Below are 15,336 nucleotides of genomic sequence, written 5' to 3'. Positions count from 1 at the left end.
GGCCGCCTTTTCGTTCAGTCCACCTTCGCCCCTGACACCTTCACGATCTGCGCATACTTCTTCAGCTCGCGCTGGACCAGCGCCGCGAACTGCTCGGGCGTGGTCGGCGCCGGCTGCGCGCCGATGCGGGCCAGGCGCGCCTTCATGTCGTCGGTCTTCAGGATCGCCACGATCTCGTGGTTGAGCCGCTCGACGATCTCGCGCGGGGTGTTGGCAGGCGCAAACACGCCGAACCACGTGGAGATGTCGAAGCCTTCCAGGCCCAGCCCCTTGCCGGCTTCGGCAATGGCCGGCAGTTCCGGGAACGCCGCCGCGCGGCTGGCGGTGGTGACGGCGAAGGCCTTGAGCTTGCCGGCCTTGATATTGGCCGACGCCGAAGCCAGGTTGTCGAAGATCAGGTCGGTCTGGCCCGACAGCACCGACAACTGGGCCGGCGACGCGCCGTTGTACGGGATATGGACCATGCTGATCTTCGCCATGCTCTTGAACAGCTCGCCCGACAGGTGCCCGGCGCTGCCGTTGCCGCCCGAGGCGTAGTCCAGCTTGCCCGGGTGCTTGCGCGCGTATGCGACCAGGTCGCGCACATTGTCGATATGCAGCTCGGCGGCCTTGCCCGGGTGCATCACCAGCACGTTGGGGACGTCGGCCACCAGCGTGACCGGGGCGAAGTCCTTGACCGGGTCGTACGGCATCTTGCTGAACAGCGTCGGGTTGATGGCGTGCGTGGCCACCGCGCCCATGACGATGGTGTAGCCGTCGGCCGGCTGCTTGGCGACATAGTCCGCGCCCAGGTTGCCGCCCGCGCCGGGCCGGTTCTCGACCACCACCGGCTGGCCCAGGCTGTCGCGCAGCTTCTCGCCGATGGCGCGCGCGATGGTGTCGAGCGGGCCGCCGGCCGGGTAGGGCACCACGAAGCGGACCGGCTTGGCCGGATAGGCATTGGTGGCCGCCATGGCGGCGGCGGGGAGCAGGGCCGCGGTCAGCGCGGCGGCAAGCAGTTTCTTCAGCATGTCTTGGACTTCAGGGGGATTGGGATACTTACCTGGCGCCGATGCCCCGCGCCATCATGACCGCGCACAGCGGCAGCAGGATCACCAGGTGGGCTTCGATCATGACCCAGCGGCGGGCGGCCTTCAGTTCCGACGGCGGCGGCACGTAATCGGGCAGCCGGAGCGCCTGCTTGCGCCAGCGCGCAATGGCGAAGGTCGGCGGCAGCGAGCACAGCGCGATCAGCACGAACACGCCGATCTTGGCGTGGAACCACGGGTTGTGCAGGTAGAAGTCGACGCCCTTGGCGCCATAGAACAGGCGCAGCAGGCCGGTGGCCAGCACCACCATTGCGGACAGGAAATAGAACAGGTCGTACAGCGACAGGCGCCGCACCGCGGCCGGCGTGATGTCCGGGCGCAGCACCACGGCCTCGGCGGCCATCAGGGTAATCAGGACGAAGATCGCAAGGAAATGCAGGAAGGCCAGTATGGCGTCGGTGAGCATGGGTTCTCCTTTGCTCCTTTGCTTCAGTGGGGACTGAATGGCATCCGGAAGGCACCGGCGGCAGGTCACGGCCCGCCGCCGGCAGGAGGAGAATCTTACAGCACACCCTTTGCGCGTAGTGCTTCGATCTGCCCGGCGCTGTAGCCCAGCGTGTCGGCCAGCACCGCGTCGGTGTGCTCGCCCAGCAGCGGCGGGTGGCGCAGCGCCTGCGGCGGCGTGGCGCTCATCTTGATCGGGCTGCCCACCAGCCTGACCTCGCCGGCGCTGGGGTGGGGCAGGTCCACGCGCAGGCCGCGCGCCTTGACCTGGTCGTCCTCGAACACGTCGTCCAGGGTGTTGATCGGGCCGCACGGCACGCCGGCGGCCTCCAGGTCGCGGATCCACTGGTCGCGGGTGCGCGGGCGCACCATCTCGGCCAGGATCGGCACCAGCACGTCGCGGTTGGCCACGCGCTGCGGGTTGGTGGCAAAGCGCGGGTCGCCGGCCAGCTCGGGTTTGCCGCCGTCGGTGACGAACTTGCGGAACTGCCCGTCGTTGCCCACCGCCACGATCAGCCAGCCGTCGGCGGCCTGGAAGGTCTGGTAAGGGACGATATTGGGATGCGCGTTGCCCCAGCGGCGCGGCGCCTCGCCGCTGGCCAGGTAGTTGGTGTTCATGTTGGCCAGCATCGCCACCTGCACGTCCAGCAGCGCCATGTCGATGTACTGGCCCTCGCCGGTGCGGTCGCGGTGCGCCAGCGCCGCCAGCACGGCGATGGTGGCGTACTGGCCGGTCATCAGGTCGGAAATGGCCACGCCGGCCTTCTGCGGGCCGCCGCCGGGCAGGTCGTCGCGCTCGCCGGTCAGGCTCATGAAGCCGCCCATGCCCTGGATGATGAAGTCATAGCCCGGGCGCGCGGCGTACGGGCCGGTCTGGCCAAAACCGGTGACCGAGCAGTAGATCAGGCCGGGCCTGACCTGTCTGAGCGATTCGTAGTCCAGGCCATACTTCCTGAGCTGGCCGACCTTGTAGTTCTCCAGCACCACGTCGCTCTGCGCCGCCAGCTCGCGCACGATCTGCTGCCCTTCCGGCGTGCTGATGTCGCAGGTCACCGAGCGCTTGTTGCGGTTGGCGGCGAGGTAGTAGGCAGCTTCGGCGGTGTCGCGGCCGTCCTCGTCCTTGAGCCAGGGCGGGCCCCAGGTGCGGGTGTCGTCGCCGGCGCCGGGGCGCTCGATCTTGATTACGTCGGCGCCAAAGTCGGCAAGGTTCTGGGCGCACCACGGCCCGGCAAGCACGCGGGTCAGGTCTAGGACGCGGAGATGGCTTAAAGCTCCCATGGCGGTAGTCAAGGCTGAGGGTAAGGCGGGGATCGGTCGCAATTGCGAGAGGTCGGCGTGGCCCTTGAATCCGGGGCCGGCGCGAGTTGCGTGCACTGTACCATCGGCCAATCGCCGGTGCGCCTGCGAGTGCCTTATGAGGCGCTTAAAGCGATGGGATTTGGGCGATAGCCGGCCGGGTCCGCGGTGCCGTGCCTGGCGTGCCCGACGGGCTGCCTTGCCCGTATAATCAACGGTTTGCAAATCCAATACTGATTCGTCGCGCCCGGCCACGCCAGGGCAAGCGTCCGCCATCCCATGAAAGTCTCAGACATTCGCAGCAAGTTCCTGCAGTTCTTCGAATCGAAGGGCCATACCGTGGTCCGCTCGTCCAGCCTGGTGCCGGCGAACGACCCGACGCTGCTGTTCACCAATTCCGGCATGGTGCAGTTCAAGGACGTGTTCCTGGGCACCGACAAGCGCCCCTACACCCGCGCCACGTCATCGCAGCGCTCGGTGCGCGCCGGCGGCAAGCACAACGACCTGGAGAACGTGGGCTACACCGCGCGCCACCATACGTTCTTCGAGATGCTTGGCAACTTCTCGTTTGGCGACTACTTCAAGCGCGAGGCCATCCAGTACGCATGGGAACTGCTGACCAAGGTCTACCAGCTGCCGGCAGAGAAGCTGTGGGTGACGGTCTACGCCGAGGACGACGAAGCGTACGACATCTGGGCAAAGGAAGTGGGCGTGCCGACCGAGCGCATCGTGCGCATCGGCGACAACAAGGGCGCGCGCTACGCCTCGGACAACTTCTGGCAGATGGCCGACACCGGCCCGTGCGGCCCGTGCTCGGAAATCTTCTTCGACCACGGCCCGGACGTGTGGGGCGGCCCCCCGGGATCGCCCGAGGAAGACGGCGACCGCTATATCGAGATCTGGAACCTGGTGTTCATGCAGTTCAACCGCGACGAGCAGGGCAACATGACGCCGCTGCCCAAGCCGTGCGTGGACACCGGCATGGGCCTCGAGCGCATTGCCGCGGTGCTGCAGCATGTGCACAGCAACTATGAGATCGACCTGTTCCAGGCACTGATCAAGGCCGCCGGGCGTGAAACCCACATCGACAACCTGAACCAGAACTCGCTGAAGGTCATCGCCGACCATATCCGCGCGTGCGCGTTCTTGATCGTCGATGGCGTGATCCCCGGCAACGAAGGCCGCGGCTACGTGCTGCGCCGGATCATCCGCCGCGCCATCCGCCACGGCTACAAGCTGGGCCAGAAAACCCCGTTCTTCCACAAGCTGGTGCCGGACCTGGTCGCGCAGATGGGCCAGGCCTACCCGGAACTGGCCGAAGCGCAGTCGCGCGTGACCGAAGTGCTGAAGGCCGAGGAAGAGCGCTTCTTCGAGACCATCGAAAACGGCATGGCCATCCTCGACACCGCGCTGGCCGACCTGAAGCTCAAGGGCGGCAAGACGCTGGACGGCGAACTCGCGTTCAAGCTGCACGACACCTTTGGCTTCCCGCTGGACCTGACGCAGGACGTGTGCCGCGAGCAGGAAATCGCTGTCGATGAAGCCGCCTTCGATGCCGCCATGACCCGCCAGCGCGAGCAGGCGCGCGCGGCCGGCAAGTTCAAGATGGCCGCGGGCCTGGAGTACACCGGCGACAAGACCGTGTTCCACGGTTACGAGAAGCTGGAACTGCCGCAAGCGAAGATCGCCGCGTTGTATGTCGACGGCGCTTCGGTCGATGCCATGCAGCCGGGCCAGACCGGCGTGGTGGTGCTCGACAACACGCCGTTCTACGCCGAGTCCGGCGGCCAGGCCGGCGACCAGGGCGTGCTGAAGACTGGCAATGCCGTGTTCGCCGTAGCGGACACCACCAAGGTCCAGGCCGATGTGTTCGGCCACCAGGGCACGCTGCAAGGCGGCGCGCTCAAGGTGGGCGATGCCGTGTCGGCCCAGGTCGACGCGCAGCGCCGTGCGCGCACCGTGCGCAACCACTCGGCCACCCACCTGATGCACAAGGCCCTGCGCGAAGTGCTGGGCAGCCACGTGCAGCAGAAGGGCTCGCTGGTGGACGCGGACAAGACCCGCTTCGACTTCTCGCACAACGCCGCGTTGACGGATGCGCAGATCCGCCAGGTCGAAGAGATCGTCAACGCCGAGATCCTGCGCAACGACGACACGCACGCCGAGATCATGCCGTTCGACGACGCGGTCAAGAGCGGCGCGATGGCCCTGTTCGGCGAGAAGTACGCCGACGATGTGCGCGTGCTGTCGATCGGCACCTCGAAGGAACTGTGCGGCGGCACCCACGTGCACCGCACCGGCGATATCGGCCTGTTCAAGATCGTGATGGAAGGCGGCGTCGCCGCCGGCATCCGCCGCGTGGAAGCCATCACCGGCGACAATGCGCTGCACTACCTGCAGGGCCTGGACGCCAGACTGAACGAAGCCGCCGCCGTGCTGAAGGCCCAGCCTTCTGAGCTGGTGCCGCGCATCGGCCAGGTGCAGGACCAGGTGCGCGCGCTGGAGAAGGAACTGGAGCGCCTGAAGAGCAAGCTGGCCGCCTCGCAGGGCGACGAGCTGGCCGCGCAGGCGGTCGACATCAAGGGCCTGAAGGTGCTGGCCGCGCAGCTGGACGGCGCCGACGTGAAGACCCTGCGCGAGACCATGGACAAGCTCAAGGACAAGCTGCAGAGCGCGGCCATCGTGCTGGGCGCCGTGGCCGACGGCAAGGTCAGCCTGATCGCTGGTGTCACCGCCGACGCCACGGGCAAGGTCAAGGCCGGCGAGCTGGTCAACTTTGTCGCGCAGCAAGTGGGCGGCAAGGGCGGTGGCCGTCCCGACATGGCGCAGGCCGGCGGCACCGAGCCGGCCAGGCTGCCGCAGGCGCTGGCGGGTGTCAGCGAGTGGGTGGCGAGCAAGATTTGATGGCGTAGCGTCGCCGCCGGTTTGCTCCCCTCTCCCGCTTGCGCTTGCCTTTACCCACAACTTCCGGCGGCTTACTCGTTTTTCTGGAAGATCCGATACATTTCGGTGATTTCGTGCAAAACGAGGAAGCCGCGCCAGAGGACAGTAGCACCGGGGGGATCGTCGTTTTTGCGACCCAGGTAGCCACCGAGCTTGGCGATCCAAAGGACCGCTTCGCTGAGTTTGGGTGCCTGCTCCGGTGGCTTGGTTGTGCCGTGCGTGCGGCAGTACAAGGCCTGCCATTCGAGCGACTGCAATAGCACCGAGCAAGGGATATCGGCTTCAAGCCGGCCGAGCATGGTCGCGTACATGATGCGCCAGCCGATCACGGCGAACAGCGCCGTGGCGCGCAGGAACCGCTCCAGCGTCCCGAACTGCCGAGCCTCGATCTGGCAGCCACTTTTCAGGACACGATGCCAGGATTCAATGGTCCAGCGCCGGGCATACCAGCTCAGCCGTTCCAGCACATCTTCCAGCGTTTGGGTGGGCATCGAACTGAGCAACATCCATTCGAGCGGCTCAACACCTTCGGGCGGATCGATTTCCAGTGCGTGAATGGCAAACACTTCGAGGCTTGGTAGGGCCTCTGCGCCGCGGCTGCGCGGCGGTCGCAGTTGGACGGGCACACAGCGCAAAGCCAGTCGGGCGCTACGCGCTTGCCTGGCGCCACTCCTGGGCACGTGCAGGACGGTCTCCCCAAGTACGGGGGCCGCAGCAACCGTCTCCCACAGATACTTCTCTGGGTGATCCACGCCCCGATTCCAGGCGGCCCGCACCAACCAGTCCACCCCCGCTGGGCGCTGCGCCAGGAACACGTCGTACACATCGCCCTCGCGATCGCTGACGGCAACAAGGTGCGTGTCCGGACACTGCATCTTGAGCGGCTCAAGGCATTCCAGCCCCTCCAGCCACTTCACGCTTTCCTTGTCACGAATGGACAGCGCCCGGCGCTGCCTGGCCTTGCCCGATGCTTGCGGCGCACGCACCCACGTCTTCATGCTCAACACGCCCAGTGGCAGGCCCTCAGGCGTCACCGCCAGCACGCTGTGCAACATGAATCCGCGCAAATTGCCGCCCGTGCCGTGACCAAGTCCCTCAGTCGCGGGCAAATTTGCCAGATTGAATTCCGTGGTGTCCTGCACCGCCAATACGACAGGTACCTGCTGCATGCGACCCACGGTTTGAACGACGTGGCTCGCCAGTATTCCGTCCGGGTCGACCGCCTCATTATCAAAGAAGCGATATGCCGCCTTGAGTTGGGCACCACTCAAGGCCTGCGGGAACGAAACATGGGCTTTTTGCGCTAGTCCGCGCGCCAATGCCACAAGGCGCTGCGTGCGACGTGCATCGCCCAACTGAGCGCCACCGAATTCGTCGCTGGCCCAGTCTTCCAGATCTTCCGTATCAGACAAAATTGCCACCACTGATTGTCAACTTCCCCGAAGTTAACACCGTCCAATCCCGTTTACAACCTTTCCTATCGAGATGTGGGTAAAGACAAGCCCGCTTGCGGGAGAGGGGCAGGGGGTGAGGGCGGGCGGTGGCATACCGCAGGCTCTACTTCGTTGATGCTCCGGCCCTCACCCCAACCCTCTCCCGCAAGCGGGGGAGCACACAGTTGGTCGATGTCACGTTGTCACAAAAGCAGAAAGGGCGCCACGGCGCCCTTTCTGCTTTTTTACTTTTCCGGCGTTCCCTTGCCGCTGCCCAGCACCGTCAGCAACTCCATCGGCAACGGAAACACGATCGTCGAACTCTTATCCCCCGCAATCTGCGTCAGCGTCTGCATATAGCGCAATTGCATCGCCTGCGGCTGCCGCGCCAGCATCTGCGCCGCTTCCAGCAGCTTCTCGGAAGCCTGCAGTTCGCCCTCGGCATGGATCACCTTGGCGCGCCGTTCGCGTTCGGCCTCGGCCTGCCGCGCAATCGCGCGGATCATGGTCTCGTTCAGGTCGACGTGCTTGATCTCGACGTTCGAGACCTTGATGCCCCAGCCGTCGGTCTGCGCGTCCAGCGCCTGCTGGATGTCGAGGTTGAGCTTCTCGCGCTCGGCCAGCATCTCGTCCAGTTCGTGCTTGCCCAGCACCGAGCGCAGCGTGGTCTGCGCCAGCTGGCTGGTGGCCTCCAGGAAGTTCGCCACCTGGATGATGGCGCGCTCCGGATCGACCACGCGGAAGTACACCACCGCATTGACCTTGACCGAGACGTTGTCGCGCGAGATCACGTCCTGCGGCGGCACGTCCATCACCACCGTGCGCAGGTCGACCCTGACCATCTGCTGCACGGCGGGGATCAGCAGCACCAGGCCAGGGCCCTTGACGCGCCAGAAGCGTCCCAGCATGAACACCACGCCGCGTTCGTATTCGCGCAGCACGCGGAACGACATGATCACCAGCAGTGCCAGCAGGAAGATCACACCGCCGAAGCTGAATCCGTAGGCCATGGTCAGGCTCCCTTGTCTGGCGTCGGTTGGGATGGGGTGGTCGGAACAAACGGGGCGTTGCCGGCGGCGGTCACCTCAAGCACCAGGCCATCGCGGGCGGTGACGAGCACCGGCGTGCCGCGCGGCAGGGGGCTGGCGCTGCGCACGCGCCAGGTCTCGCCGCGCACCGAGGCCCAGCCTTCGCCGCGCAGGTCGTCCAGCATTTCGCCGCGCATGCCGACCAGTGTGTCGGCACCGCTGACCACCGGGCGCCTGCGCGCGCGCAGCAGCATTGCCGACATGCCGAACACGAAGATCGCCGACAGCGCCGACATCGCCGCCACCATCGGCAGCGGCACGCCGAAGCCCGGCACGTCGGTGTCGATCAGCATCACCGCGCCAAAGGCGAAGGCAATGATGCCGCCCACGCCCAGCGCGCCGAAGGTCGGCAGGAACAGCTCCGCCACCATGCAGCCGATGCCCAGCGCCACCAGCGCCAGCCCGGCGTAGTTCACGGGCAGCATATGCAGCGCGAACAGCGCCACCAGCAGGCAGATTGCGCCGCCAATGCCGGGCACCACCATGCCCGGCGTGGAGAACTCGAAGATCAGGCCGTAGATGCCGATCATCATCAGCAGCAGCGCCACGCTGGGCTCGGTGATCACGGCCAGGAAGCGGCTGCGCCAGTCGGGCTCCAGCGTGACCACTGGCGCATTGCCGGTGCGCAGCACGATGGCCTTGCCGGCGGCGGCGGTGAGCTTGCGGCCTTCGACCTGGCGCAGCAGCGCCGGCAAGTCGGGGGCCACCAGGTCGACCACGCGCTGGGCCAGGGCCTCGTCGGCAGACAGGCTGACCGACTCGCGCACCGCGCGCTCGGCCCATTCGGCATTGCGTCCGCGCAACTGCGCCAGGCCGCGGATATAGGCCGAAGCGTCGTGCATCTGCTTGCGCGCCATGGTGTCGCCGCCCGCGGGCTCGCCGGCCGGGGCCGAGGCGGGTTTGGCGCCGGGCAGGGCCTCAGGCTTCTGCGGCCCGCCAATGCCGATCTGCACCGGGGTGGCCGCGCCCAGGTTGGTGCCCGGCGCCATCGCCGCGATATGGCTGGCATAGAGGATGTAGGTGCCGGCGCTGGCCGCGCGCGCGCCGCCGGGATAGACATAGCTGGCTACCGGCACCGGCGACGCCAGGATGGCCTGGATGATCTCGCGCATCGACGCGTCCAGCCCGCCCGGGGTGTCCATTTCCAGCACCACCAGCTGGGCGCCGGCCTCGCGGGCGCGTTCGATGCCGCGCAGGATAAAGCTGGCACTGGCCGGGCCGACCGCGCCTTTCAGCGCAATCACATAGACCGGCGCGGTGCCTGTGCCGATGGCTGTGGCGGACGGTGCCGAGGCGCCGGTGGCGGCCAAGGCAAGGGCGCAGCACGCCAACACCTGGCTGGACAGCAGCCGAAGGGCCCGCAGCAGCGCGGTGACAGGTTTCATGGCAGGGGCGAGGCACGCTGGGTGCAGTGGTGGCGCCACTTCAAGTGTAGGCCACCGGGCACATCTTGCACGCGGCCTGCCGCGCCCGCCCCGGCCCGCTCAGGCAGCCGCCAGTTCCGGCTTTCCGGCGGGCGCGGGGGATGCGGTGGTGAGGGTGTCGACCAGGGCATGCAGGGCCGCACTGGCCATCGACGGGTGCCAGGCCAGCAGCGTGCGCACGCGGCCCGCCGCACCCAGGCTGTGCTGCCGGATGGCGGGCGGGTCCCGGTACAGCCCCAGCACCGAGCTCGGCACGATCGCCGCGCCGATGCCGGCCGCCACGCAGGCGACGATGGCATGGTACGAGTTGAGCTGCAGCACGCGCGGCGTCGGGGCATCGCCGATCACATACCAGTTTTCCAGCCGGGCGCGGTAGTTGCAGCCGGGTTCGAATGCCAGCAGCGTCGGCACCTCCAGGTCGGCCGCGGTGCGCACCGGCCGATGGCGCTCGCGCGTGATCACCACCAGCTCTTCCTCGAATACCGGGACGGCGCTCAGCCCCGGGTCGGTCAGCGGCTCGGCAACGAAGGCGCACTCCACTTCGAAGCGAGCCAGCGCGTCCAGCGCCTGGCGCGTGGGCAGCGTGACCAGTTCCAGCTGCACTTCCGGCCACGCCTGGTGGTACGCGGCCAGCACATTGGGCAGGCGGCTGGCGGCCGTGCTTTCCATCGAGGCGATGCGCAGCCGGCCGTGCGGGCGTGCCGGCAACACCGCCTGGCGCGCTTCCTCGGTCATCGTCAGGATGCGGCAGGCGTAGTCGAACAGGGTCTGGCCGGAGGGCGTCAGCACCATGCGCCGGCCGTCGCGCACAAACAGGTCAACCCCCAGCGACTGTTCCAGCTGGCGGATGCGGGTGGTGACATTGGACTGCACCCGGTGCAGCCGCTCGGCCGCGCGGGTGATGCCGCCGGCTTCGACAACGGCGCGGAAGATTTCAAGCGCGGCAAGATCCATGGGGGGCTCCGGTGGTTATCCATCTGAAATCAAGATGCATGTCATCTCGATTATTCATTTTTTGGGATGATAAAGCCAGCGTAGCATACAGACATCGCAATGCAACCGCTGTCCCCAGCAGCCGACCATCATGCCGACTCCCCACAGCCTCGAGCCTGAATACCCCGCCGCGCGCCTGGCCGCCTCGGCCGGGCCACGCCACGAAGCCGGGCCGGTCGCGGTGGCCGTGGCCGGCCTGGTGTCGCTGGCGGTGGTGATGGGCATCGGCCGCTTTGCCTTTACGCCGCTGCTGCCGATGATGCTGCATGACGGCACCGTCACGCTGCATGAGGGCGGCTGGCTGGCGACGTTCAACTACATCGGCTACTTTGCCGGCGCCGCCGTGTGCATGTTCATCCGGCCCGATGCGGTGCGCATGGTGCGCTGGGGCCTGGTGGCGACGGTGCTGCTCACGCTGGGCATGGCCCTGCCGGGCGGCATGCCGGCCTGGTCGCTGTGGCGCGGCGCCGCGGGCGTGGCCAGCGCGGTGGTGATGGTCTACACCGCGGGCTGGTGTCTGCAGCGGCTGGCGGAACTGGGCAAGCCGGAGCTTGCCGGGCTGATCTTCTGCGGGCCGGGGCTGGGCATTGTCGTCACCGGCCTGGGTGCATCCGGCATGGTTGGCGCGGGCTGGCATGCGGACTACGGCTGGCTGGCGTTCACCGTGCTGGCCGTGATGCTGGTGGCCGCGGTCTGGCGGATCTTCGTCGCGGAGCCTGCCGTGGCGGCCGCGCATGCGCCGGCCCACGCGACGGCAGACACCGCCGCCGCTCCGCTCGATGCCCAGACCTGGGCGCTGACCTTCGCTTACGGCCTGGCCGGCTTCGGCTACATCATCACCGCGACCTTCCTGCCCGTGATTGCGCGCCAGGCGCTGCCGGGCACGGTCTGGGCCGACCTGTTCTGGCCGATCTTCGGCGCGGGCGTGGCGGTGGGCGCGTTCCTGGCGACGCGGGTGGGCATGGCGCACGACAGCCGCAAGCTGCTGACGCTGCTGTACGGCATGCAGGCGCTGGGCGTGGCGATTGCTGTGGTGTTCCCGACCGTGGCCGGCTTTGCCCTCAGCAGCCTGCTGGCGGGCCTGCCGTTCACCGCGCTGGTGGCCTTTGCCATGCGCGAGGCGCGGCGCCTGTGGGGGCCGCACGCGCCGCGGCTGATGGGCCTGATGACGGCATCCTACGGGCTGGGCCAGATTGCCGGGCCGCCGCTGGCGACCGCGCTGGTGGCGCGCACCGGGGGCTTCGCCGGTTCGCTGGCGTGCGCGGCGGCGGCGCTGCTGCTGGGCGCGCTGGTGTTCGCCTGGATGCGCCGCGCCTGGCCGCTGGCGCCGGTCCGGAGCTGACCGGCAAGGTGCGCTAAAGTATTGCCTTTGCCGCCTGGCGCGCCACGCGAGCGGCTGCCGCGCCCATGCGTGCAGCCCGTGGCGCGGCACAGAAGGCCGGGGCCGTACCCGGCACGCGACACCGGGCGGCGCAGGAGCGACCCCATGTCTTTTACCTTGCAGCCCGCGCGTGCCGCGGGTGCTTCCCATCCCGTTTCCGCCGAAGAGCAGCGCGTGCGCGTCGACCTGGCCGCGGCCTATCGCCTGGCCGCGCGCCAGGGCTGGGATGACCTGATCTACACCCATATCTCCGCCACGGTGCCGGGCGAGCCCGACCACTTCCTGATCAATCCCTTCGGCTTTGCCTTCGACGAGATCCGCGCCAGCGATCTGGTCAAGATCAACGGCCGCGGCGAAGTCGTCGGCGAGACCGTGCATCCCGTCAATGTGACCGGCTTTGCGCTGCACGCCGCGGTGCACGCCGCGCGTGCCGATGCAATGTGCGTGATGCACCTGCATAACACCGCCGGCATTGCCGTCTCGGCACAGGCGGCGGGACTGCTGCCGCTGTCGCAGCATGCGATGCGCTTTTACGGCCGCATCGCCTGCCACGACTATGAGGGGCTTGCCTTTACCCCGGCCGAAGGCGCGCGCCTGACCGCGTCGCTGGGTGCGCATCCGGCCATGCTGTTGCGCAACCACGGCACGCTGACGGTGGGCCGCACTGTGGCCGAGGCCTATGTGCTGATGGCGACGCTGATCAAGGCGTGCGAAGTCCAGATCGCAGCACAGGCGGGCGGTGCGCTGGTGCAGCCCGCTGCGGCGGTGGCGGACAAGACCTCTGAACAGCTCTACGACAACGGCGCGGTCGAAGGCGTGATGGAGTGGCCCGCGCTGCTGCGCAAACTGGATAAAATCGACCCCTCATACCGGGAATGAAGGGGGCCGGTTCCCCGCCGGATCCACAAGAATCAAGCAAAGGAGCATTGCATGCCGACTTTTCACGTCGAAATGTTTGGAGGCCGCACCATCGAGCAGAAGCGCAAGTTTGTCGAGGAAGTGACGCGCGTGAGCTGCGAGACTCTGGGCTGCTCGCCCTCGGCCGTCGACATCATCATCACCGACATCAAGCGCGAGAACTGGGCCACCGGCGGCGAGCTCTGGGCCGACAAGAAATAAGGGTTGCCGCAGCGACACACTGAACCCATGCAGCACTGCGCTGGCCGCCGACATGCGCGCGGCATGCGGCGCGTGAGCGGCACCCCAGACCTATAACGACGAGACCTCTCCAGGAGCCCCCAGATGCAATACCGATTCTGTCCGCAGTGCGGCGCGCCGCTGGAGGTGCTGCCGCTGTCCGGACGCGAACGCCATGCCTGCATGCAGCAGGAATGCGGCTTCGTGCACTGGAACAACCCGCTGCCGGTGTTGGCGGCGGTGGTGGAATACCAGGACAAGCTGCTGCTGGCGCGCAATGCCGCATGGCCGGAGACGATGTTCGCGCTGGTCACGGGTTTCCTGGAGCGCGACGAGCCGCCCGAACTGGGCGTGGCGCGTGAACTGAAGGAAGAGACCAACCTCGATGCCGAGTCGGTCTCGCTGATCGGCGTCTACGAGTTCATGCGCAAGAACGAGCTGATCATCGCCTATCACGTCAAGGCCACCGGCACCGTCGAGTTGTCCGAGGAACTGGCCGACTACAAGCTGGTGGCGCCCGAGGACGTGCGCGTGTGGTCGGCCGGCACCGGCTTCGCGGTGGCCGATTGGCTGGCCGCGCGCGGCCACCCGGTGCGCTTCTTCGACCGCCACACCGGCGAGGATATTCCGGACCCGCGCCGCCCGCACGACTTCGGCCAGGTCGGGGCTTCGCTACAATACCGCTGGTAACGCTGGTTTCCAGCCAGCTCCCAGCCCCCAAGCACCGAAGGAAGAGACGAATGGAGTTCCAGAAAGAAGTGGATGCGCGCGGCCTGAACTGCCCGCTGCCGATCCTGCGCACCAAGAAGGCGCTGGCCGACATGGCCAGCGGCGATGTGCTCAAGGTGCTGGCCACCGATCCCGGCGCCACGCGTGATTTCCAGGCCTTTGCCAAGCAGACCGGCAATGAGCTGCTGTCGCACTCGGAAGTGGACAAGGTGTTCGTGTTCTACATGCGCCGGCGCTGACGCGCACATTGGCCCGTACGCTGCGGGCTCGCCCAAGGAAAAAAGCCGCTCGAAGCGGTAATGCCGTTCAGTCAAGGTCTCAAGCCCTACCGTCATTCCCGCGCAGGCGGGAATCCAGCGTCTTTCACGTCCCCTTCTGGGATGAAGTCACTGGGTTCCCGCCTGCGCGGGAACGACAGTCGCCAACTGAACGGCATGACGCTCGAAGCGGCTTTTTCCTTGCCTGGATGACGGCAGGCAGCGTCAGCTGCCGATGCCAGTCAGGTGCTCGCGCGATTCCAGGTAGGCGCTGAAGTCGGCGCCGACTTCCGGGTGCTTCAGGGCAAACTCGACGGTTGCCTTCAGGTAGCCCAGCTTGCTGCCGCAGTCATAGCGCCGTCCCTGGTAGCGGTAGGCCAGCACCTGCTCCTGGCCGAGCAGCGACTGGATCGCGTCGGTCAGCTGCAGTTCGCCGCCGGCGCCCGGCTTCAGGTCGCGCAGGTGGTCGAAGATGCGCGGCGTCAGGACGTAGCGGCCGACCACGCCGAGGTTGGACGGCGCGTCTTCCGGCGCCGGCTTCTCGATGATGCCCGAGACCTTGATCACATCCTCGTCCCACTCGCGGCCATCGATCACGCCGTAGGAGCGGCTTTGCTCGGGCGTGATTTCCTCGACGCCCAGCACCGAGCAGTTGTAGTGGTTGAAGGCATCCACCATCTGCTTCATCACCGGCGGCTTGCCGTCGATCAGGTCATCGGCCAGCATCACCGCGAACGGGGTGTCGCCCACCAGCTTGGCCGCGCACAGCACCGCGTGGCCCAGGCCCAGCGCTTCGGGCTGGCGCACGTAGTAGCACTCGACGTTGGCCGGCTTGATCGAGCGCACCACATCCAGCAGCGCCTGCTTGTTCTTGGCTTCGAGTTCCACTTCCAGTTCGAAGGCCTTGTCGAAATGGTCCTCGATGGCGCGCTTGGAGCGGCCGGTGACAAAGATCATCTCGGTAATGCCGGCGGCCATGGCCTCTTCCACGGCGTACTGGATCAGCGGCTTGTCCACAACCGGAAGCATTTCCTTGGGGCTGGCCTTGGTGGCCGGCAGGAAGCGGGTGCCCAGGCCTGCAACCGGGAACACAGCCTTGGTGACGCGATTTTCCATATCAGGT

At 67.2% G+C, this 15,336-nt stretch carries 14 protein-coding genes; 6 read left to right on the top strand and 8 right to left on the bottom strand.

Translation table 11 applies throughout. From position 1 onward, the window contains the following. Positions 1-14 precede the first annotated feature (14 nt). From ACREYQ_RS11920 to ACREYQ_RS11910, 3 genes are all read right to left on the bottom strand, one after another. Complete coding sequence (locus ACREYQ_RS11920; protein WP_432257805.1) at positions 15-1,010, bottom strand: tripartite tricarboxylate transporter substrate binding protein; 996 nt, start codon at positions 1,008-1,010, stop codon at positions 15-17. Positions 1,011-1,038: 28 nt separating this feature from the next. Continuing rightward, positions 1,039-1,494, bottom strand: coding sequence for a DUF2214 family protein (locus tag ACREYQ_RS11915; RefSeq protein ID WP_432257804.1), 456 nt, complete (start codon positions 1,492-1,494; stop codon positions 1,039-1,041). Positions 1,495-1,589: 95 nt separating this feature from the next. Beyond that, positions 1,590-2,810 (bottom strand): CaiB/BaiF CoA transferase family protein, encoded by a 1,221-nt coding sequence (locus ACREYQ_RS11910; RefSeq protein ID WP_432257803.1) that lies wholly within the window; start codon positions 2,808-2,810, stop codon positions 1,590-1,592. A 297-nt stretch (positions 2,811-3,107) separates the two neighbouring features. Between ACREYQ_RS11910 and alaS the strand changes: the two genes are divergently transcribed. Then, entirely contained in the window at positions 3,108-5,732 is a 2,625-nt protein-coding gene (gene alaS, locus ACREYQ_RS11905; protein ID WP_432257802.1) for an alanine--tRNA ligase, read from the top strand. Positions 5,733-5,803: 71 nt separating this feature from the next. Here alaS and ACREYQ_RS11900 read toward each other — a convergent pair whose 3' ends face one another. From ACREYQ_RS11900 to ACREYQ_RS11885, 4 genes are all read right to left on the bottom strand, one after another. Further along, positions 5,804-7,192: an IS4 family transposase gene (locus ACREYQ_RS11900; protein ID WP_432257801.1), complete on the bottom strand. Its 1,389-nt coding sequence runs from the start codon at positions 7,190-7,192 to the stop codon at positions 5,804-5,806. Between the two features lie 257 nt (positions 7,193-7,449). Further along, complete coding sequence (locus ACREYQ_RS11895) at positions 7,450-8,214, bottom strand: slipin family protein (RefSeq protein ID WP_432257800.1); 765 nt, start codon at positions 8,212-8,214, stop codon at positions 7,450-7,452. Positions 8,215-8,216: 2 nt separating this feature from the next. After that, the gene (locus ACREYQ_RS11890; protein WP_432257799.1) at positions 8,217-9,677 is read right to left on the bottom strand and encodes an NfeD family protein; all 1,461 of its coding nucleotides are present in this window, start codon (positions 9,675-9,677) and stop codon (positions 8,217-8,219) included. A 99-nt stretch (positions 9,678-9,776) separates the two neighbouring features. Then, positions 9,777-10,670 carry a LysR substrate-binding domain-containing protein gene (locus ACREYQ_RS11885; RefSeq protein ID WP_432257798.1) on the bottom strand — a complete coding sequence of 298 codons (894 nt, stop codon included), beginning with the start codon at positions 10,668-10,670 and terminating at the stop codon, positions 9,777-9,779. Positions 10,671-10,800: 130 nt separating this feature from the next. Here ACREYQ_RS11885 and ACREYQ_RS11880 point away from each other — a divergent pair, with 130 nt between their 5' ends. From ACREYQ_RS11880 to ACREYQ_RS11860, 5 genes are all read left to right on the top strand, one after another. Beyond that, on the top strand, positions 10,801-12,051 hold the full coding sequence (locus ACREYQ_RS11880) for a YbfB/YjiJ family MFS transporter (protein WP_432257797.1): 1,251 nt from the start codon (positions 10,801-10,803) through the stop codon (positions 12,049-12,051). Between the two features lie 144 nt (positions 12,052-12,195). Further along, positions 12,196-12,969 (top strand): class II aldolase/adducin family protein, encoded by a 774-nt coding sequence (locus ACREYQ_RS11875; protein ID WP_432257796.1) that lies wholly within the window; start codon positions 12,196-12,198, stop codon positions 12,967-12,969. Positions 12,970-13,020: 51 nt separating this feature from the next. After that, on the top strand, positions 13,021-13,209 hold the full coding sequence (locus tag ACREYQ_RS11870; RefSeq protein ID WP_432257795.1) for a 4-oxalocrotonate tautomerase: 189 nt from the start codon (positions 13,021-13,023) through the stop codon (positions 13,207-13,209). Between the two features lie 123 nt (positions 13,210-13,332). Beyond that, complete coding sequence (locus ACREYQ_RS11865; RefSeq protein WP_432257794.1) at positions 13,333-13,917, top strand: NUDIX domain-containing protein; 585 nt, start codon at positions 13,333-13,335, stop codon at positions 13,915-13,917. 50 nt (positions 13,918-13,967) lie between these two features. Next, positions 13,968-14,195: a sulfurtransferase TusA family protein gene (locus ACREYQ_RS11860; RefSeq protein ID WP_010813669.1), complete on the top strand. Its 228-nt coding sequence runs from the start codon at positions 13,968-13,970 to the stop codon at positions 14,193-14,195. Positions 14,196-14,438: 243 nt separating this feature from the next. Here the strand turns inward: ACREYQ_RS11860 and galU are convergent, their stop codons facing one another. Next, positions 14,439-15,329: a UTP--glucose-1-phosphate uridylyltransferase GalU gene (galU, locus tag ACREYQ_RS11855; RefSeq protein ID WP_432257793.1), complete on the bottom strand. Its 891-nt coding sequence runs from the start codon at positions 15,327-15,329 to the stop codon at positions 14,439-14,441. Between the last annotated feature and the right edge of the window lie 7 nt (positions 15,330-15,336).

Origin of the sequence: Cupriavidus sp. TMH.W2 (assembly GCF_050847365.1) — a bacterium.
GTDB lineage: Bacteria > Pseudomonadota > Gammaproteobacteria > Burkholderiales > Burkholderiaceae > Cupriavidus.
Note: the sequence above shows the minus strand (reverse complement) of the source record. Positions and strands in the feature narration are given on the sequence as shown.

Coding starts and splice junctions, on each gene's coding strand:
- ACREYQ_RS11875 (WP_432257796.1), top strand. CDS start 12,196: ATGTCTTTTACCTTGCAGCCCGCGCGTGCCGCGGGTGCTTCCCATCCC.
- ACREYQ_RS11895 (WP_432257800.1), bottom strand. CDS start 8,214: ATGGCCTACGGATTCAGCTTCGGCGGTGTGATCTTCCTGCTGGCACTG.
- ACREYQ_RS11865 (WP_432257794.1), top strand. CDS start 13,333: ATGCAATACCGATTCTGTCCGCAGTGCGGCGCGCCGCTGGAGGTGCTG.
- ACREYQ_RS11880 (WP_432257797.1), top strand. CDS start 10,801: ATGCCGACTCCCCACAGCCTCGAGCCTGAATACCCCGCCGCGCGCCTG.
- ACREYQ_RS11860 (WP_010813669.1), top strand. CDS start 13,968: ATGGAGTTCCAGAAAGAAGTGGATGCGCGCGGCCTGAACTGCCCGCTG.
- galU (WP_432257793.1), bottom strand. CDS start 15,329: ATGGAAAATCGCGTCACCAAGGCTGTGTTCCCGGTTGCAGGCCTGGGC.
- alaS (WP_432257802.1), top strand. CDS start 3,108: ATGAAAGTCTCAGACATTCGCAGCAAGTTCCTGCAGTTCTTCGAATCG.
- ACREYQ_RS11890 (WP_432257799.1), bottom strand. CDS start 9,677: ATGAAACCTGTCACCGCGCTGCTGCGGGCCCTTCGGCTGCTGTCCAGC.
- ACREYQ_RS11915 (WP_432257804.1), bottom strand. CDS start 1,494: ATGCTCACCGACGCCATACTGGCCTTCCTGCATTTCCTTGCGATCTTC.
- ACREYQ_RS11910 (WP_432257803.1), bottom strand. CDS start 2,810: ATGGGAGCTTTAAGCCATCTCCGCGTCCTAGACCTGACCCGCGTGCTT.
- ACREYQ_RS11920 (WP_432257805.1), bottom strand. CDS start 1,010: ATGCTGAAGAAACTGCTTGCCGCCGCGCTGACCGCGGCCCTGCTCCCC.
- ACREYQ_RS11870 (WP_432257795.1), top strand. CDS start 13,021: ATGCCGACTTTTCACGTCGAAATGTTTGGAGGCCGCACCATCGAGCAG.
- ACREYQ_RS11885 (WP_432257798.1), bottom strand. CDS start 10,670: ATGGATCTTGCCGCGCTTGAAATCTTCCGCGCCGTTGTCGAAGCCGGC.